The 15,943-nt window shown below is 61.5% G+C and carries 14 protein-coding genes; 1 reads left to right on the top strand and 13 read right to left on the bottom strand.

Annotated features, from left to right (window positions below; translation table 11 throughout):
* Positions 1-23: 23 nt before the first annotated feature.
* The 13 genes from CEC48_RS03735 to leuC all read right to left on the bottom strand — a co-directional run bounded on the left by CEC48_RS03735 (position 24) and on the right by leuC (position 14,895).
* Positions 24-581 carry a CvpA family protein gene (locus CEC48_RS03735; protein WP_088422526.1) on the bottom strand — a complete coding sequence of 186 codons (558 nt, stop codon included), beginning with the start codon at positions 579-581 and terminating at the stop codon, positions 24-26.
* Positions 582-835: 254 nt separating this feature from the next.
* On the bottom strand, positions 836-1,498 hold the full coding sequence (locus tag CEC48_RS03730; protein ID WP_088422525.1) for an SPOR domain-containing protein: 663 nt from the start codon (positions 1,496-1,498) through the stop codon (positions 836-838).
* Positions 1,482-2,789: a bifunctional tetrahydrofolate synthase/dihydrofolate synthase gene (folC, locus tag CEC48_RS03725; RefSeq protein ID WP_088422524.1), complete on the bottom strand. Its 1,308-nt coding sequence runs from the start codon at positions 2,787-2,789 to the stop codon at positions 1,482-1,484. The genes CEC48_RS03730 and folC overlap by 17 nt, the downstream gene beginning before the upstream one ends.
* A complete protein-coding gene (gene accD, locus CEC48_RS03720; protein WP_088422523.1) occupies positions 2,786-3,706 on the bottom strand; it encodes an acetyl-CoA carboxylase, carboxyltransferase subunit beta in 921 nt (306 codons plus the stop codon). Before accD ends, folC begins: the two co-directional genes overlap by 4 nt.
* Positions 3,707-3,949: 243 nt before the next feature.
* On the bottom strand, positions 3,950-4,582 hold the full coding sequence (locus tag CEC48_RS03715) for a phosphoribosylanthranilate isomerase (RefSeq protein WP_088422522.1): 633 nt from the start codon (positions 4,580-4,582) through the stop codon (positions 3,950-3,952).
* A 63-nt stretch (positions 4,583-4,645) separates the two neighbouring features.
* Positions 4,646-5,470 carry a tRNA pseudouridine(38-40) synthase TruA gene (truA, locus tag CEC48_RS03710; RefSeq protein ID WP_088422521.1) on the bottom strand — a complete coding sequence of 275 codons (825 nt, stop codon included), beginning with the start codon at positions 5,468-5,470 and terminating at the stop codon, positions 4,646-4,648.
* Positions 5,471-5,626: 156 nt separating this feature from the next.
* Positions 5,627-8,179 (bottom strand): FimV/HubP family polar landmark protein, encoded by a 2,553-nt coding sequence (locus tag CEC48_RS03705; protein ID WP_088422520.1) that lies wholly within the window; start codon positions 8,177-8,179, stop codon positions 5,627-5,629.
* Positions 8,180-8,341: 162 nt separating this feature from the next.
* Complete coding sequence (locus CEC48_RS03700) at positions 8,342-9,352, bottom strand: aspartate-semialdehyde dehydrogenase (RefSeq protein WP_088422519.1); 1,011 nt, start codon at positions 9,350-9,352, stop codon at positions 8,342-8,344.
* A gap of 248 nt (positions 9,353-9,600) precedes the next feature.
* A complete protein-coding gene (gene asd, locus CEC48_RS03695) occupies positions 9,601-10,713 on the bottom strand; it encodes an aspartate-semialdehyde dehydrogenase (protein WP_088422518.1) in 1,113 nt (370 codons plus the stop codon).
* Positions 10,714-10,778: 65 nt separating this feature from the next.
* The gene (gene leuB / locus CEC48_RS03690; RefSeq protein ID WP_088422517.1) at positions 10,779-11,861 is read right to left on the bottom strand and encodes a 3-isopropylmalate dehydrogenase; all 1,083 of its coding nucleotides are present in this window, start codon (positions 11,859-11,861) and stop codon (positions 10,779-10,781) included.
* Between the two features lie 52 nt (positions 11,862-11,913).
* The gene (locus CEC48_RS03685) at positions 11,914-12,678 is read right to left on the bottom strand and encodes a class I SAM-dependent methyltransferase (protein ID WP_088422516.1); all 765 of its coding nucleotides are present in this window, start codon (positions 12,676-12,678) and stop codon (positions 11,914-11,916) included.
* A gap of 143 nt (positions 12,679-12,821) precedes the next feature.
* On the bottom strand, positions 12,822-13,466 hold the full coding sequence (leuD, locus tag CEC48_RS03680; protein ID WP_088422515.1) for a 3-isopropylmalate dehydratase small subunit: 645 nt from the start codon (positions 13,464-13,466) through the stop codon (positions 12,822-12,824).
* A gap of 10 nt (positions 13,467-13,476) precedes the next feature.
* Positions 13,477-14,895, bottom strand: coding sequence for a 3-isopropylmalate dehydratase large subunit (gene leuC, locus CEC48_RS03675; RefSeq protein ID WP_088422514.1), 1,419 nt, complete (start codon positions 14,893-14,895; stop codon positions 13,477-13,479).
* A gap of 145 nt (positions 14,896-15,040) precedes the next feature.
* Between leuC and CEC48_RS03670 the strand changes: the two genes are divergently transcribed.
* On the top strand, positions 15,041-15,931 hold the full coding sequence (locus tag CEC48_RS03670) for a LysR family transcriptional regulator (protein ID WP_088422513.1): 891 nt from the start codon (positions 15,041-15,043) through the stop codon (positions 15,929-15,931).
* Positions 15,932-15,943: the final 12 nt, after the last annotated feature.

Here is a 15,943-nt window from a genome sequence, read left to right as displayed (position 1 = left end):
AATGAATCTTGACTGAACACAACTTACTGAGGCGTTTTGGCCGGTAAGAGGTGTTCCTTGAACGGAAGATCAGCGGGTATGCTGATCCCGCTGGCCAGCCACTGACTGCTCCACCCCAAAATGAGGTTTTTGGACCAATCTGCAACCAATAGAAATTTTGGCACGAGTACAGACTCCTGCCACCACGAATCCTGCTGTACCGGCCCCAGGCTCAACAGCCCGACCGCCACGACCACCAGCAAGCCGCCACGCGCGGCGCCGAAGGCCATGCCGAGAAATCGATCGGTCCCGGAGAGGCCGGTGACGCGTATCAATTCGCCGATAAGATAATTGACCATTGCCCCCACCAACAACGTGGCGATGAACATGATGGCGCAGCCCGCGATGACGCGAGCCGAAGGTGTTTCGATGTATCCGGCCAAGTAGACGGACAATGAACCGCCGAACATCCAGGCTACAACCCCTGCGATGATCCATGTCAGCAGCGACAATGCTTCTTTAACGAAGCCGCGGCTTAGACTGATCAAAGCGGAGATGGCGACGATTGCAACGATCGCCCAATCAACCCAGGTAAATGGCACAGTTCAGCCTACAGACGGATAAGGCGGCGCATTTTAGCAGAGCGCCGGGCTATCGGTAAGCTGTGATTGGCAGTGCATTTGAAATCAATGGGTTAAAGCGAGAACCCGCCTGTCGCGACACACCCAAAACACAGGTGGGAGCGGGCTCGCTCGCGAAAGCGGTGGGCCAGCCAATAGATGGCTGACTGATACACCGCCTTCGCGAGCAAGCCCGCCCCCACATTTCCTGCATTCCAGCTTTAATCCGTGCGCGCTCAGCCCTTCTCTGGCTGGAAGCGAACCACAAAGCCCTTGAGCTTTTGCTGGCGATCCAGCGAGTCACGCAGGCGATCCGCCTCGGCACGCTCGATCAGCGGCCCGACAAATACCCGGTTCTTGCCATCGGCAGTGCGGATATAGGCGTTGTAACCCTGGCTGCGCAGGGTTTTCTGCAAGGCTTCGGCGCTTTCGCGGTTAGCCAGGCTAGCCAGTTGGATCGACCAACTGATCGGCAAACCATTCGGATCAATGCGGCTCTGGCCCACGTCCGGCTTACCTGGAGCTGCCGGCTGCGGTGCCACAGGCTTTGGCGCCGGCGCTGGCGTCGCAGGCTTGGCCGCAACTGCCGGAGCAGCAGGCGAGGGCTTCACCACCGGTACGCTCGGCTGAACCGGCATCGACGGCGCCTGCTGCGCAGCCACTTCATCATCGGTTGGCACCGGCTCTTCTTCCGGCAGCGCTTGCGGCTCGGGAACCACCACCGGCTCAATCTGAACCTGAGGCACCGCCGGCGCCTGGGGCGCAGCCGGGGCTTCAACGGTTACCTGGCGCTGCTCGTCCTGACGGGAAAACAGCATCGGCAGAAAAATCACCGCCAACGCCACCAGAACCAGGGCTCCAACCATTCGCTGCTTGTATGCGCTATCCAGTAATGCCATGTGCAGCTTCCTCCGTGGAGCGCCGGGCCAACCACTCGAGTGCCTCGGCAACACAATAAAATGATCCGAACAACAGAATCTCATCGTCAGGCGTTGCAATCGCGCACTGGGCTTCCAGGGCGGCTGTCACGCTTGCATGGGACGTCACCGACGCACCAAGGTTCTGCAACGCAACCAGCAACTCGACAGCAGGACGACTGCGCGGCGTATCCAGCGGCGCCACTGCCCAGGCTTGAACGTTGCCCAGCAATGGCGCAACCACGCCTTCCAGGTCCTTGTCGGACAACAGCCCGAACACCGCCAGGCGGCGACCGGCGGGTGGCGTGCGCGCCAGGCGCTTGGCCAGGTATTCAGCGGCATGAGGGTTATGCCCTACATCCAGCAGCAGGTTCAGGCGCTTGCCATTCCAGTCGAAGTTGCGCCGATCAAGGCGCCCCACCACGCGAGTAGCCTGCAACGTAGCGGCAATTTGCTCGGCATGCCAGGGCAAATCCAGCAGCAGGTAGGCTTGCAGCGCGAGCGCGGCGTTTTCCATCGGCAGGTTCAGCAGCGGCAGGTCGCGCAATTCAACGGTTTGGCCGCGCGCATCAAGCCCGCGCCATTGCCAATGCTGGTCGCCAACTTCAAGGTTGAAATCGCGCCCACGCAGGAAGAATGGACAATCCAGCTCACGCACCTTGTCCAGCAGGGTATGCGGCGGATCCAGGTCGCCGCACAGTGCAGGCTTGCCCTGACGGAAGATCCCGGCCTTTTCATAGGCCACGGATTCACGGGTGTTACCCAGGTAGTCGGCGTGGTCGACACCAATGCTGGTGATCAGCGCCAGGTCGGCATCCACCACGTTGACCGTGTCCAGACGCCCGCCCAGGCCGACTTCCAGCACAACTACATCCAATTGCGCACGCTCAAACAGCCAAAACGCCGCCAGCGTGCCCATCTCGAAATAGGTCAGGGAAATCTCGCCACGCCCGGCATCGAGTGCGGCGAAGGCTTCACAGAGCTGCTCGTCAGTGGCTTCGACGCCATTGAGTTGCACCCGCTCGTTGTAGCGCAAAAGGTGCGGCGAGTTGTAAACGCCGACCTTCAGGCCCTGGGCTTGCAGCAAGGCGGCGACAAAGGCGCAGGTAGAGCCCTTGCCGTTGGTGCCGGTCACCGTGATGACTCGCGGCGCCGGCCTGCCCAACCCGAGGCGGGCCGCTACCTGTTGCGAGCGCTCCAGGCCCATGTCGATGGCTGACGGATGCAACTGCTCAAGGTAGGCGAGCCATTCGCCCAGGGTACGTTGGGTCATATGTTTGCAGGCACCGGCGGCACGACGATCGGCTCGATTTTAGGCGCCACGTACACAGGTGTCGGCAGGCCCATCATTTGTGCCAGCAGGTTGCCCAGGCGTGGACGCAGCTCGGAACGGGCGATGATCATGTCGATCGCGCCGTGTTCCAGCAGGAACTCGCTGCGCTGGAAGCCTTCCGGCAGTTTTTCGCGAACGGTTTGCTCGATAACACGCGGGCCGGCGAAACCGATCAGGGCTTTTGGCTCCCCCACGATCACGTCACCCAACATCGCCAGGCTGGCAGAAACGCCGCCGTAGACCGGGTCGGTCAGTACGGAGATGAACGGAATGCCTTCTTCACGCAGACGCGCCAGCACCGCGGAGGTCTTGGCCATTTGCATCAGAGAGATCAGCGCTTCCTGCATCCGCGCACCGCCGGAGGCCGCAAAGCAGATCATCGGGCAGCGGTTTTCCAGGGCGTAGTTGGCGGCACGTACGAAACGCTCGCCCACGATGGCGCCCATGGAACCACCCATGAAGGAGAATTCGAAGGCGGAAACTACCACCGGCATGCCCAGCAGCTTGCCGCTGATGGAAATCAGCGCGTCCTTCTCACCGGTCTGCTTTTGGGCCGCGGTCAGGCGGTCCTTGTACTTCTTGCCGTCGCGGAATTTCAGACGGTCAACCGGCTCCAGGTCAGCGCCCAGTTCGGAGCGACCATCGGCGTCGAGGAAGATATCAATGCGGGCGCGGGCGCCGATACGCATGTGGTGGTTGCACTTGGGGCAAACGTCCAGGGTCTTTTCCAGCTCCGGGCGGTACAACACCGCGTCGCAGGAAGGGCACTTGTGCCAAAGACCTTCAGGAACCGAGCTTTTTTTCACCTCGGAACGCATGATCGAGGGGATCAGTTTGTCTACTAACCAGTTGCTCATGCTTTCTTTCTCCAGTACCGGTGGCTTGAACACAGCCCCGCGTATGCCCTTGAGCTAAATTCATATGTGGCGATGACACACGCTGGACGGGGTCAGACGTTCGACCTGCCATTTCCTGCCTGCGCCCTCAGCCTTCCAGACAACCTGCGATGCAGGGTTGCCACTTTATTTCCGGGCCTCCCACAGGCGGCGCCGGCCTGTTTTACACAGTGGTAGTTATGGACGGCGGCAGACTGCCAGCCGTCACATCGTCCCACTGCTGTCGCGCACGGCCTGCATGAATGCGCGAATCTTTGCGTGATCCTTGATGCCCTTGCCCTGCTCTACCCCGCCGCTGACGTCCACGGCATACGGCCGAACCTGCCCGATGGCGCTGGCCACGTTGCCCGGGTTCAGACCGCCCGCGAGGATGATCGGCTTGCTCAAGCCCTCCGGAATCAGCGACCAGTCAAACGCTTCGCCGGTACCGCCGGGAACGCCTTCGACGTAAGTGTCGAGAAGAATCCCGCGAGCTCCGGCATAGGCAGCGCACGCCGACGCGATATCGTCGCCGGCCTTGACCCGCAGCGCCTTGATGTAAGGGCGCTGGTAGCTTTCGCATTCATCGGGGCTTTCATCGCCATGGAACTGCAGCATGTCCAGTTGCACGGCATCCAAGGTTTCATTGAGTTCGCAACGGCTGGCGTTGACGAACAACCCAACGGTGGTCACGAACGGCGGCAACGCGGCAATGATTGCCCGCGCCTGCAACACATTCACCGCCCGCGGGCTTTTGGCATAAAACACGAAACCGATGGCATCGGCCCCCGCCTCGACCGCCGCCAACGCGTCTTCTATGCGGGTAATCCCGCAAATCTTGCTGCGAACGGCAGGCATGTCGATGAAACCTCAGGGCTTATCCGGGAAAGTCCCGGATGGTAACAAATGCTTTTGAGGGCGTCAGCCGCCAAGTTCGCTGAAACCTGTGAGGAAGTGTGGCCCGATGAACCGCTGCGGCAGTTCGAACTCGTCGCGGTACTCCACATCCACCAGGTACAGGCCGAACGGATGCGCCGTAACGCCGCCGGTGCGGCGAACCCGGCTTTCCAGCACCTCCTTGGCCCACTCCACCGGGCGCTCGCCGGTACCGATGGTCATCAGCACCCCGGCGATATTGCGCACCATATGGTGCAGGAAGGCGCCGGCGCGGATATCCAGGACGATCATCTTGCCGTGGCGGGTCACCCGCAGGTGATGGACTTCCTTGATCGGCGACTTGGCCTGGCACTGGCCGGCACGAAACGCGCTGAAATCATGCACACCCACCAAATGCTGCGCGGCCTCGGCCATGCGCTCGGCGTCCAGCGGGCGGTGGTTCCAGGTGATTTCTTCGTTGAGATGAGCCGGGCGGATCTGATCGTTGTAGATCACATAGCGATAACGCCGGGCGATCGCCTTGAAGCGCGCATGAAAGTCCGCCGGCATCACCTTGGCCCAACTGACGCTGACGTCGTGGGGCAAGTTGATATTGGCGCCCATCACCCACGCCTTCATCGAGCGCTCGGCCTGGGTGTCGAAGTGCACCACTTGCCCACAGGCATGCACACCGGCGTCGGTACGCCCGGCACACATCAGCGACACCGGCGAGTCGGCGACTTTCGACAGGGCCTTCTCCAGGGTTTCCTGCACCGTCGGCACGCCGGAGGCCTGGCGCTGCCAGCCGCGATAGCGTGAGCCTTTGTATTCCACGCCCAGGGCGATTCTGAAAAAGCCTGCGGCCGCCATTTCGGCGGCCGCGTTATCTATATTTGCCAAGAACTGAGAGCCTGATGAGTTGCGCAAAGGCAGCCATTATAAGGCCGCGCGCCGGGGACGCCATGGGTTTGGTGCCCGGATGGCAAAACGGCAGCCCGAAGGCTGCCGTTGTGTTTACCGCGTGTATCAAGCCAGTCGGCTGAGCATTTCCTTGGCTTCGCCTTTTTGACCGTCATCGCCTTCGCTGAGCACTTCGGCAAGGATGTCCCGCGCGCCGTCGGCGTCGCCCATGTCGATGTAGGCCTGGGCCAGGTCGAGTTTGGTCGCCACTTCGTCGGTACCGGAGAGGAAGTCGAATTCCGGCTCGTCGCCACCCAATGCCGCGTCTTCTTCGGTGAAGGACGGTTCGATCGGCGGATGCTCCAGGCTTTGCGACAGGCGACCCAGTTCGGCGTTGACGTCGTCAAGCTCCGAGGCGAACGCATCCGGCTTGGCCGCTGCAGGCGCCTCGGGCTCGTCGGCCAGGGACAGGTCGAAATCTTCCGGCAGGTCGAGGTCGTCCAGGTCAGCCGGCGTCAGGGTCGGCGGCTCTACCGGCGGCAGGTCCTTCATCTGGTCTTCAAGACCGGAGAGGAAGTCGTCGTCGGATTGGGTCGACGATGGCGGATCGAGTTGCAGGTCCAGGTCGAAGTCCGAGAGGTCTTCCTCGCTGGCCTTGGCCTCGGTCTGCTGTTGCAGCACCGATTCAAAGCTCAGGTCGTCCACCTGCGGGTTGACCACGGCAGGGGAAGCGGCTTCCAGATCGTCCAGGCTCAGGTCGAAGTCGGTGTCAAATGCGTCCAGCTCAGGTTCCGCTTCCGGCTCCGGTGCAGGTGCAGGTGGCGCGGGTTCGTCCTTGAGCAGGTCCTTGACGTACTGGGCATCCAGGGCAGCAGCAGCGACGGCAGCGCTGACGCCCGCCGCGAGTACGGCCATGGCCGGGAAGCGGCTTTTCAGTTGTTCAACCTGGGCGTGATTCTCGCCATTGGCGACCAGTTGGCGCTCCTGGGTGACAAACCCGTCCTTGTTGCCCTGCAAACCGTGGACTTCCATCAGTTTGAGACGAAGGTCGCTACGGGCAGGCTCTTGCTTGATCGCATCTTCCAGCACTTCAGCGGCCTGGTTCAGGTGGCCACGGTCGATGTGCGACTGGGCTTGCGCCAGGGCGTCGGTTGGGCGCTCGGCAGCAACAGGGGCGACAACCGGTGCAATAACCGGAGCAACCACTGCCGCCGGGGCTGGAGCTGGAGCCAGCTTGACGTTCGGCGGCGGTACATCAAGGCCTTCAAAACTGTCAGACGGCAGGTCGTGATCAATGTTCGGTGCAAACTCCGGCTCTTCAGCCAACGCGCGCGCCATGCGCAGGTGCTTTTCTTCTTCAAGGCGCGCGTTGCGATGGCGAGCCCACAGCAGCAGAAGTAACAGCACCAGCAAACCCGCTGCGCCGCCGATCACACCGAGTACGATCGGGTTGGTCAGCAGGTCATTGAATTTGCCTTCAGTGGTAGCAGGCGCCGCGTCAGCCTTGACCGGCGTCTCGACCGGAGCCGCGGCCGGAGTTGCCGCAACCGGCGCGGCCGGTTGTGCAGCCAGCTCGGCCGGCATCGCAGCCGGGGCAGCAGGCTGCGCCGCAGCGCCGCCCGGGATCTGCAACTTGGCCAGTTGATTGTTCTTGAGCTCGATCAGCCGCTGCAACTTGTCCAGCTGACTTTGCAGGTCAGCCATGCGGCTTTTCAGTTCTTCATTTTCGCGACGGGTCGAATCCAGGCTTTCCTGGGTCACCGCCAGCTTGTTGTTCAAGGCGCGGCTGTCGCCAGCCCCGCCCTTCACGCCTTTCTTGGCGGCTTCGGCCGAGACCAGGCTCAAGTTGTCCTTGGTACTGGTCTGCGACGGCGCGTTACCCGCCTGGGTACGCTTGGTGGCGTCGAGTTGCGCCTTGCCGGCGAGCTGATTGCCACCGCGACGGCCCTCGCGCCACGCAGCGTTTTGCACAGTCACTTCAGCAATCGCCTGGGGCTGCGGCAGGCTGGTGCTCTGCCCCGAATCCGGCAGGCGCAGGACCTGGCCGGTTTTCATGCGGTTGATGTTGCCGTCGATAAAGGCGCCCGGGTTCAGCGCCTGGATGGCCAGCATGGTCTGCTGCACCGAGGCACCATTGCGATTCTTCGCGGCGATTTCCCACAAGGTGTCGTGGGAAGTCGTGGTGTGTTCCTTGGGCTTGCTGATTGCCGGAGCCGTCGCAGGCGAGTTCAAGCGGGGCGCGGGTGCAGGTGCACTGGCTGCCGGGGCCGACGGGTCGAACTTGGCCGGGTCCAGCAACACGCTGTAGTCGCGCATCAGGCGGCCGTTGGGCCATTGCACCTGGAGCAGGAAACGCACATAGGAATCAGGCAGCGGCTTGCTGGAGGTGACACGCACCACGCTGCGGCCGTTGGGATTGACCACCGGGGTAAAGGTCAGGTCATTCAGGAAAGCCTGGCGATCGACGCCCGCATCCACAAAGGCCTGGGACGAAGCCAGGCTGGGCGTGATCTCGGAGGCCGTCAGGCCACCGACGTCGAGCAACTCGATTTCCACCGACAGCGGCTGGTTCAGCGTCGACTTGAGGGTCATCTCCCCAAGTTGCAGTGCTTGCGCCATACCGGAGGACAGCGCCGAGGCGGCCGCTATTGCTAACACCAGTTTGCGAACTTGAACCATAGCCTCATCCTTTGTTTGAACACTCCCCGGCCTGCGAGAAGGTTGGTAACCGCTGCCATAAGGCATGGCGAGCCGATAGGTCACCGACGCGCAATCTTTCCATCTTGGGGCCAAGCATAGCGCCTGGCTAGAATCAATCTACAAATTGCGGCCAAGTATCTTTTACACAAGGCCTTTTATCAACAACTGCGCCAGTTGTACGGCGTTCAATGCGGCCCCTTTGCGTACGTTATCTGACGCCAGCCACAAATTTAGTTCCGCCGGGTCATCGACCCCGGCGCGAACCCGACCCACATAGACCACGTCCTGACCGACCGCATCGCCAACAGCAGTAGGGTAATCGCCCTCTTCCACCAGCTCGACACCCGTCGCGGCGTCCAGTGCACGGTTGACGGCGGCGAGATCGACCGCTGCACCCAGTTGCAGGGACACAGTCAGGCTATCGCCAAAAAACACCGGGGCTTGAACGCAAGTGACGGAAATCTTTAGCAAAGGCATTTCCAGCACGGCGCGCAATTCGTGCACCAGGCGCTTTTCCAGGGCGGTGTGGCCCTGGGCGTCAGGCTTGCCGACCTGGGCCAGCAGGTTAAAAGCCATCTGCCGGTCGAAGAACTTCGGCTCCAGCGGGCGCACGTTCAGCAACTCGGCGGTCTGCCGGGCCAGCTCGCTGACGGCCTCACGGCCCTGGGCGGAAACAGCGAGGTTGGCGGTGACGTTGACGCGCTGGATATCCAGCAAGCCGCGCAGTGGCGCCAATACCACAGCCAGAGCGGTGGCTGATGGGCTTGGGCTGCTGACCTGATACGGTTTTTTCAGGCCATCCAGTACTTGGGCGTTGGCTTCCGGAACCACTTGCGGCGCCTGATCGGCCGGCAAGGCGCCGGAGAGGTCAATCAGCGTGCAGCCGGCGGCAGTGGCGCGCGGCGCGAAACTCAAGGTGACCGCAGGGCCGGCAGCGAAGAACACCAGCTGGACTTTGCTGAAATCAAATTCGTCGACTTCCCGCACCCGCACGTTTTTGCCACGAAACGGCACCGAATGCCCGGCCGACTCGCTGCTGGCCAGCAGGTGCAGGTTGCCCACCGGGAAGTCCTGCTCTTCGAGGATCTGCACCAGGGTTTCGCCAACGGTGCCGGTGGCGCCGATCACGGCAATATCAAAGGTCTGGGTCATGGGGGCTGCCTCGGGCATTGCGGGGGGAGCGGCACTTTACCGGGTGGCCGGGGGTGAGGCAATTAGGCTGGGCCTTGTGGTTTGGCTGATCGCCTCTTCGCGAGCAAGCCCGCTCCCACATTCGACCGAGTTCCTTCAGTTGAAATGCGATCAACTGTGGGAGCGGGCTTGCTCGCGAAGAGGCCCCAAAGGGCAATAAAAAACCCGCGCCTGTCACCAGAGCACGGGTTTTTTATTACAAGCAGCGATTAAAGTTCCAGCAAGATCCGCAGCATGCGACGCAACGGCTCAGCCGCGCCCCACAGCAATTGGTCGCCGACAGTGAACGCGCCCAGGTACTGAGTACCCATGTTCAGCTTGCGCAGACGGCCAACCGGCACATTCAGGGTACCGGTCACTTTGTTCGGGCTCAGTTCCTGGATGCTGATATCGCGGTTGTTCGGCACCAGCTTGACCCAAGGGTTGTGCTGGCTGATCAGCCCTTCGATATCGGCGATCGGCACGTCTTTGTTCAGCTTGATGGTCAGCGCCTGGCTGTGGCAACGCATGGCGCCGATGCGCACGCAGATACCATCCACCGGGATCGGGCTCTTGAAGCGACCGAGGATCTTGTTGGTCTCGGCCTGGGCCTTCCACTCTTCACGGCTCTGGCCGTTAGGCAGTTCCTTGTCGATCCAGGGGATCAGGCTACCGGCCAATGGCACACCGAAGTTCTCGGTCGGGTAGGCATCGCTGCGCATGGCTTCGGCCACACGGCGGTCGATGTCGAGGATCGCGCTGGCCGGGTCGGCCAGTTGATCGGCCACCGCAGCGTGGGTCGCACCCATTTGCTTGATCAGTTCACGCATGTTCTGCGCGCCGGCACCGGAGGCCGCCTGATAGGTCATGGCGCTCATCCACTCTACCAGGCCGGCTTCGAACAAGCCGCCCAGGCCCATCAGCATCAGGCTGACGGTGCAGTTGCCACCGATGTAGTTCTTGGTGCCCGCGTCCAGTTGCTGGTCGATCACCTTGCGGTTCACCGGGTCCAGGACGATCACCGCGTCATCCTGCATGCGCAGGCTGGAAGCGGCGTCGATCCAGTAACCCTGCCAGCCGGCTTCACGCAGCTTGGGGAAGACTTCGCTGGTGTAGTCGCCGCCCTGGCAGGTCAGAATGACGTCGAGGGTCTTCAGTTCTTCAATGTTGTAGGCGTCCTTGAGCGGAGCAATGTCCTTGCCCACAGACGGCCCTTGACCACCCACATTGGAAGTGGTGAAAAACACCGGCTCAATAAGATCGAAATCCTGCTCTTCCAGCATCCGCTGCATGAGCACGGAACCGACCATACCGCGCCAACCGATCAGACCTACACGTTTCATCGCAACTACACCTTGTTCAAAAGTGGGCCGCCTTGCAGCAACAATCTGCCAGCGGGCCCGAGAGATTACAGATTCCGCAGCGCGGCGACTACTGCGTCGCCCATTTCTTGCGTACCCACCTTGGTGCAACCCTGCGACCAGATGTCGCCGGTGCGCAGGCCTTGGTCCAGCACCAGGCTCACAGCCTTCTCGATGGCATCCGCGGCGTCGGTCAGGTTGAAGCTGTAACGCAGCATCATCGACACCGACAAAATGGTCGCCAACGGGTTAGCAATGCCCTGCCCTGCGATGTCTGGCGCCGAACCGTGGCACGGCTCGTACATGCCCTTGTTGTTGGCATCCAGGGACGCCGACGGCAGCATGCCGATGGAGCCGGTGAGCATCGAGGCCTGGTCGGACAGGATGTCGCCGAACAGGTTGTCGGTGACGATCACGTCGAACTGCTTGGGTGCACGCACCAGCTGCATGGCGGCGTTGTCGACGTACATGTGGCTCAGTTCAACGTCCGGGTAGTCCTTGGCGACTTCTTCGACGATTTCGCGCCACAGCTGGCTGGAAGCCAATACGTTGGCCTTGTCCACCGAGCAGACCTTCTTGCCACGCACACGGGCCATGTCGAAACCGACACGGGCAATACGGCGGATTTCGCTCTCGCTGTACGGCAGGGTGTCGTAGGCCTGACGCTCACCATTTTCCAACTCACGCACGCCCCGTGGCGAGCCGAAGTAGATACCGCCGGTCAGTTCGCGCACGATCAGGATGTCCAGACCGGCGACGATTTCAGGCTTGAGGCTCGAAGCGTCAGCCAGTTGCGGGTACAGGATCGCCGGGCGCAGGTTGCCGAACAGGCCCAGTTGCGCACGGATCTTCAGCAGGCCGCGCTCAGGGCGGATGTTACGTTCAATCTTGTCCCATTTCGGGCCACCCACGGCGCCCAGCAGCACGGCGTCGGCTGCACGGGCACGGTCCAGGGTTTCGTCGGCCAGGGGCACGCCGTGCTTGTCGATAGCCGCGCCGCCGATCACGTCGTGGCTCAATTCGAAGCCCAGGCTGTACTTGGTGTTGGCCACTTCCAGGACCTTGACCGCTTCGGCCATGATTTCCGGACCAATGCCGTCGCCAGGGAGAATCAGAATCTGCTTGCTCATGCGTTCCTCATTTCATCAAGCGACCCGCCCGTGGGCAGGTCGGGAAAAATTATTAGCGTTCGGCCCACACCACCAGCACGTCGGTGCTAAAGGTGCCGTCGGCTTGAATCTCGAAATAATCGCGCACTTCCTGGCCCATCGCCTTTTGCAGCGCCAGGATCGCAGCGCGCAATACCTCTGGCGTGCGCATGCGCTCAACCCACGAGGTGTACTCCAGGCGCAGGCGCTGACGGCTGCTGTTGCGCACCTGCAAACCGGCTTCGCTGAGCTGGCGCATCCACTCACCGGCGGAGTAATCGCGCACGTGGCTGGTGTCGCGCAGCACTTCGACGGTTTGCAGGTAAGTGTCCAACAGCGGGCTGCCCGGTGACAAGACGTCAACAAACGCCGCCACGCCGCCAGGCTTCAGCACCCGGCGCACTTCACGCAGGGCCAGGCCGAGGTCGCTCCAGTGGTGGGCCGAGTAGCGGCTGAACACGAAGTCGAACTCACCGTCGGCAAACGGCAGGCGCTCAGCGGCGCCGTGCACGGTGCGGATGTTGTCCAGGCCACGATCCACAGCAGCCGCGGCGACCACGTCGAGCATTTGCTGGGACAGGTCGTAGGCCACCACTTCTTTAACCAGCGGTGCAACGTTGAAGCTCACATGGCCGGCGCCGCAACCCAGGTCCAGCAGTCGTGCTGCGCCCTGCCCGGCCAGTTCGGCCTGCAGCAGCGCGAATTCGGTGCCTTGAGCGTGAACTGCGCTGCTCAGGTAGGCCGAGGCCTGTTCGCCGAATTGTTTTTGCACGACTTGGGTGTGGGCGGTGCTGGTCATGATGATGTCCTTGGTTATTGTGTTGCTGCTGGCCTTTTCGCGAGCAAGCCCGCTCCCACATTCGACCGAGTTCCTTCAGTTGAAATGCAATCAAATGTGGGAGCGGGCTTGCTCGCGAAGGGGCCGGTCCGGTCTACATAGAATCAAGCGTCGCGAAACAACCACGGCTGGCTGGCCCGGTGTTTGGTTTCAAACGCTGCAATCGCATCGCCGTCCTGCAAGGTCAGGCCGATGTCGTCCAGGCCGTTGATCAGGCAGTGCTTGCGGAAGGCGTCCACTTCAAAGTGATACACCTTGCCGTCCGGACGGGTCACGGTTTGCGCGGCCAGGTCGACGGTCAACTGGTAGCCCACATCGGCTTCCACTTGCTGGAACAACTCATCCACTTCGGCATCGCTCAAGATGATCGGCAGCAAGCCGTTCTTGAAGCTGTTGTTGAAGAAGATGTCGGCGTAGCTCGGCGCGATGATGCTGCGAAAGCCATATTCTTCCAGGGCCCACGGCGCGTGTTCACGGCTGGAGCCGCAACCGAAGTTTTCCCGGGCCAGCAAGACACTGGCGCCCTGGTAACGCTCGGCGTTGAGTACGAAATCCTTGTTCAACGGGCGCTTGGAGTTGTCCTGGTAGGCGTAGCCCACGTCCAGGTAGCGCCACTCATCGAACAGGTTCGGGCCAAAACCGGTGCGTTTGATCGACTTCAAGAACTGCTTCGGAATGATCTGGTCGGTGTCCACGTTGGCACGGTCCAACGGCGCGACTAAACCGGTGTGTTGGGTAAAAGCTCTCATCGGGTATTCCTCAGATCAATTCGCGAACGTCGATGAAACGACCGTTGACGGCAGCGGCGGCGGCCATGGCCGGGCTAACGAGGTGAGTACGACCACCGGCGCCCTGACGCCCTTCGAAGTTACGGTTGGAGGTGGACGCGCAATGCTCGCCCGACTCCAAACGGTCCGGGTTCATCGCCAGGCACATCGAGCAGCCCGGCTCGCGCCATTCAAAACCGGCTTCGAGGAAGATCTTGTCCAGGCCTTCGGCTTCAGCCTGGGCTTTAACCAAACCCGAACCTGGCACCACAATCGCTTGCTTGATGGTTGAGGCAACCTTGCGGCCCTTGGCGATGACAGCCGCAGCGCGCAAGTCTTCGATCCGCGAGTTGGTGCAGGAACCGATGAATACGCGGTCCAACTGGATGTCGGTGATCGCCTGGTTGGCTTTCAAGCCCATGTACTTCAAGGCACGCTCGATGGAGCCGCGCTTGACCAGGTCGGTTTCCTTGGCCGGGTCCGGCACGTTCTGATCAACGGCCAAGACCATTTCCGGCGAAGTGCCCCAGCTGACTTGCGGCTTGATCTGGGTAGCGTCGAGTTCAACCACGGTGTCGAACACCGCGTCGGCATCGGAAACCAGATCTTTCCAGGCTTCGACAGCCGCGTCCCAATCGGCACCGCTGGGTGCGAACGGGCGACCCTTGACGTAGGCAATGGTCTTTTCGTCCGCCGCCACCATGCCCACACGGGCACCGGCTTCGATGGACATGTTGCAGATGGTCATGCGGCCTTCGATGGACAGGTCGCGAATCGCGCTGCCGGCGAATTCGATGGCATGGCCGTTACCGCCGGCGGTGCCGATCTTGCCGATCACGGCCAGCACGATGTCTTTGGCGGTGACGCCGAAAGGCAATTGACCTTCCACCGACACCAGCATGTTCTTCATTTTCTTGGCGACGAGGCATTGGGTGGCGAATACGTGCTCCACCTCGGACGTACCAATACCGTGGGCCAGGGCGCCGAAGGCACCGTGGGTGGAGGTGTGGGAGTCGCCGCAGACCACGGTCATGCCGGGCAAAGTGGCGCCCTGCTCCGGGCCGATCACGTGGACGATCCCTTGACGCACGTCATTCATCTTGAATTCGGTGATGCCATATTCGTCGCAGTAATCATCGAGAGTCTGCACCTGAAGGCGCGACACGGTGTCGACGATGGCGTCGATCCCGCCTTTACGCTCAGGCGTGGTCGGCACGTTGTGGTCCGGGGTGGCGATGATCGAGTCGACGCGCCAAGGCTTGCGCCCGGCCAGTCGCAGGCCTTCGAACGCTTGGGGCGAGGTCACTTCATGGATGATGTGACGGTCGATGTAGATCAGCGACGACCCATCATCGCGCCGTTTCACTTCATGGGAATCCCAAAGCTTGTCGTAAAGCGTTTTGCCGGCCATCACGCGGTCCTCATCAGGTGTTTCTATGCCCCGGGCCTTGAACGATTCAATAACCCTTTGGCTTGTGAGGCTGATGGTATGGCGCTACATTAAATAACTCAAATTCATATTTTTTATGCTTTGGATTACCAACTGGAATAGCACAATGGATCTGGCCAACCTCAACGCTTTTATCGCCATCGCCGAGACAGGCAGCTTCTCCGGTGCCGGTGAACGCCTGCACCTGACCCAACCGGCCATCAGCAAGCGCATCGCCGGTTTGGAGCAGCAATTAAAGGTGCGCTTGTTCGACCGGCTGGGGCGCGAAGTCGGCCTCACCGAAGCCGGGCGCGCGTTATTACCGCGTGCTTATCAGATTCTCAATGTGCTGGACGACACCCGCCGCGCCCTGACCAACCTGACCGGCGAGGTCAGCGGGCGCCTCACTCTGGCCACCAGCCATCACATCGGCCTGCACCGCCTGCCACCGGTATTGCGCACGTTTACCCGGGAATACCCGAACGTCGCGCTGGATATTCAGTTTCTCGATTCGGAAGTGGCCTACGAAGAAATCCTCCATGGGCGCGCCGAAGTGGCCGTGATTACCCTGGCGCCCGAGCCCCATACGCTGGTGCGGGCCACCTCGGTGTGGGACGACCCGCTGGATTTCGTGGTGGCGCCGGAACACAGCCTGATCAGCAACGGCAACGTCAGCCTGGCGGACATCGCCCGGCACCCGGCGGTGTTTCCCGGCGGCAACACCTTTACCCACCATATCGTGCAGCGGCTGTTCGAGGCCCAGGGCCTGACGCCGAACATCGCCATGAGCACCAACTACCTGGAAACCATCAAGATGATGGTCTCCATTGGTCTTGCCTGGAGCGTGTTGCCGCGCACCATGCTCGATGATCAAGTGGCACGCATCGCTTTGCCGGGCATACAGCTCAGTCGCCAGCTAGGCTATATCGTGCACACCGAAAGGACGCTGTCGAACGCTGCGCGGGCTTTCATGAGCCTACTGGATGCACAGGTCGATCTGCCAGGGAATCAGGCTTGAATCGCCGTGGCC

It is taken from the genome of Pseudomonas sp. K2I15 (assembly GCF_002204795.1).
GTDB lineage: Bacteria > Pseudomonadota > Gammaproteobacteria > Pseudomonadales > Pseudomonadaceae > Aquipseudomonas.
This window is presented reverse-complemented; position numbering and strand designations above follow the sequence as displayed.

What these genes read in the sequence shown, in the direction of transcription:
- truA (WP_088422521.1), bottom strand. Translation starts at nt 5,470, where the DNA reads ATGGCGGCCGCAGGCTTTTTCAGAATCGCCCTGGGCGTGGAATACAAA.
- folC (WP_088422524.1), bottom strand. Translation starts at nt 2,789, where the DNA reads ATGACCCAACGTACCCTGGGCGAATGGCTCGCCTACCTTGAGCAGTTG.
- CEC48_RS03700 (WP_088422519.1), bottom strand. Translation starts at nt 9,352, where the DNA reads ATGACCCAGACCTTTGATATTGCCGTGATCGGCGCCACCGGCACCGTT.
- leuC (WP_088422514.1), bottom strand. Translation starts at nt 14,895, where the DNA reads ATGGCCGGCAAAACGCTTTACGACAAGCTTTGGGATTCCCATGAAGTG.
- leuD (WP_088422515.1), bottom strand. Translation starts at nt 13,466, where the DNA reads ATGAGAGCTTTTACCCAACACACCGGTTTAGTCGCGCCGTTGGACCGT.
- CEC48_RS03715 (WP_088422522.1), bottom strand. Translation starts at nt 4,582, where the DNA reads ATGCCTGCCGTTCGCAGCAAGATTTGCGGGATTACCCGCATAGAAGAC.
- CEC48_RS03670 (WP_088422513.1), top strand. Translation starts at nt 15,041, where the DNA reads ATGGATCTGGCCAACCTCAACGCTTTTATCGCCATCGCCGAGACAGGC.
- CEC48_RS03685 (WP_088422516.1), bottom strand. Translation starts at nt 12,678, where the DNA reads ATGACCAGCACCGCCCACACCCAAGTCGTGCAAAAACAATTCGGCGAA.
- leuB (WP_088422517.1), bottom strand. Translation starts at nt 11,861, where the DNA reads ATGAGCAAGCAGATTCTGATTCTCCCTGGCGACGGCATTGGTCCGGAA.
- accD (WP_088422523.1), bottom strand. Translation starts at nt 3,706, where the DNA reads ATGAGCAACTGGTTAGTAGACAAACTGATCCCCTCGATCATGCGTTCC.
- asd (WP_088422518.1), bottom strand. Translation starts at nt 10,713, where the DNA reads ATGAAACGTGTAGGTCTGATCGGTTGGCGCGGTATGGTCGGTTCCGTG.
- CEC48_RS03705 (WP_088422520.1), bottom strand. Translation starts at nt 8,179, where the DNA reads ATGGTTCAAGTTCGCAAACTGGTGTTAGCAATAGCGGCCGCCTCGGCG.
- CEC48_RS03730 (WP_088422525.1), bottom strand. Translation starts at nt 1,498, where the DNA reads ATGGCATTACTGGATAGCGCATACAAGCAGCGAATGGTTGGAGCCCTG.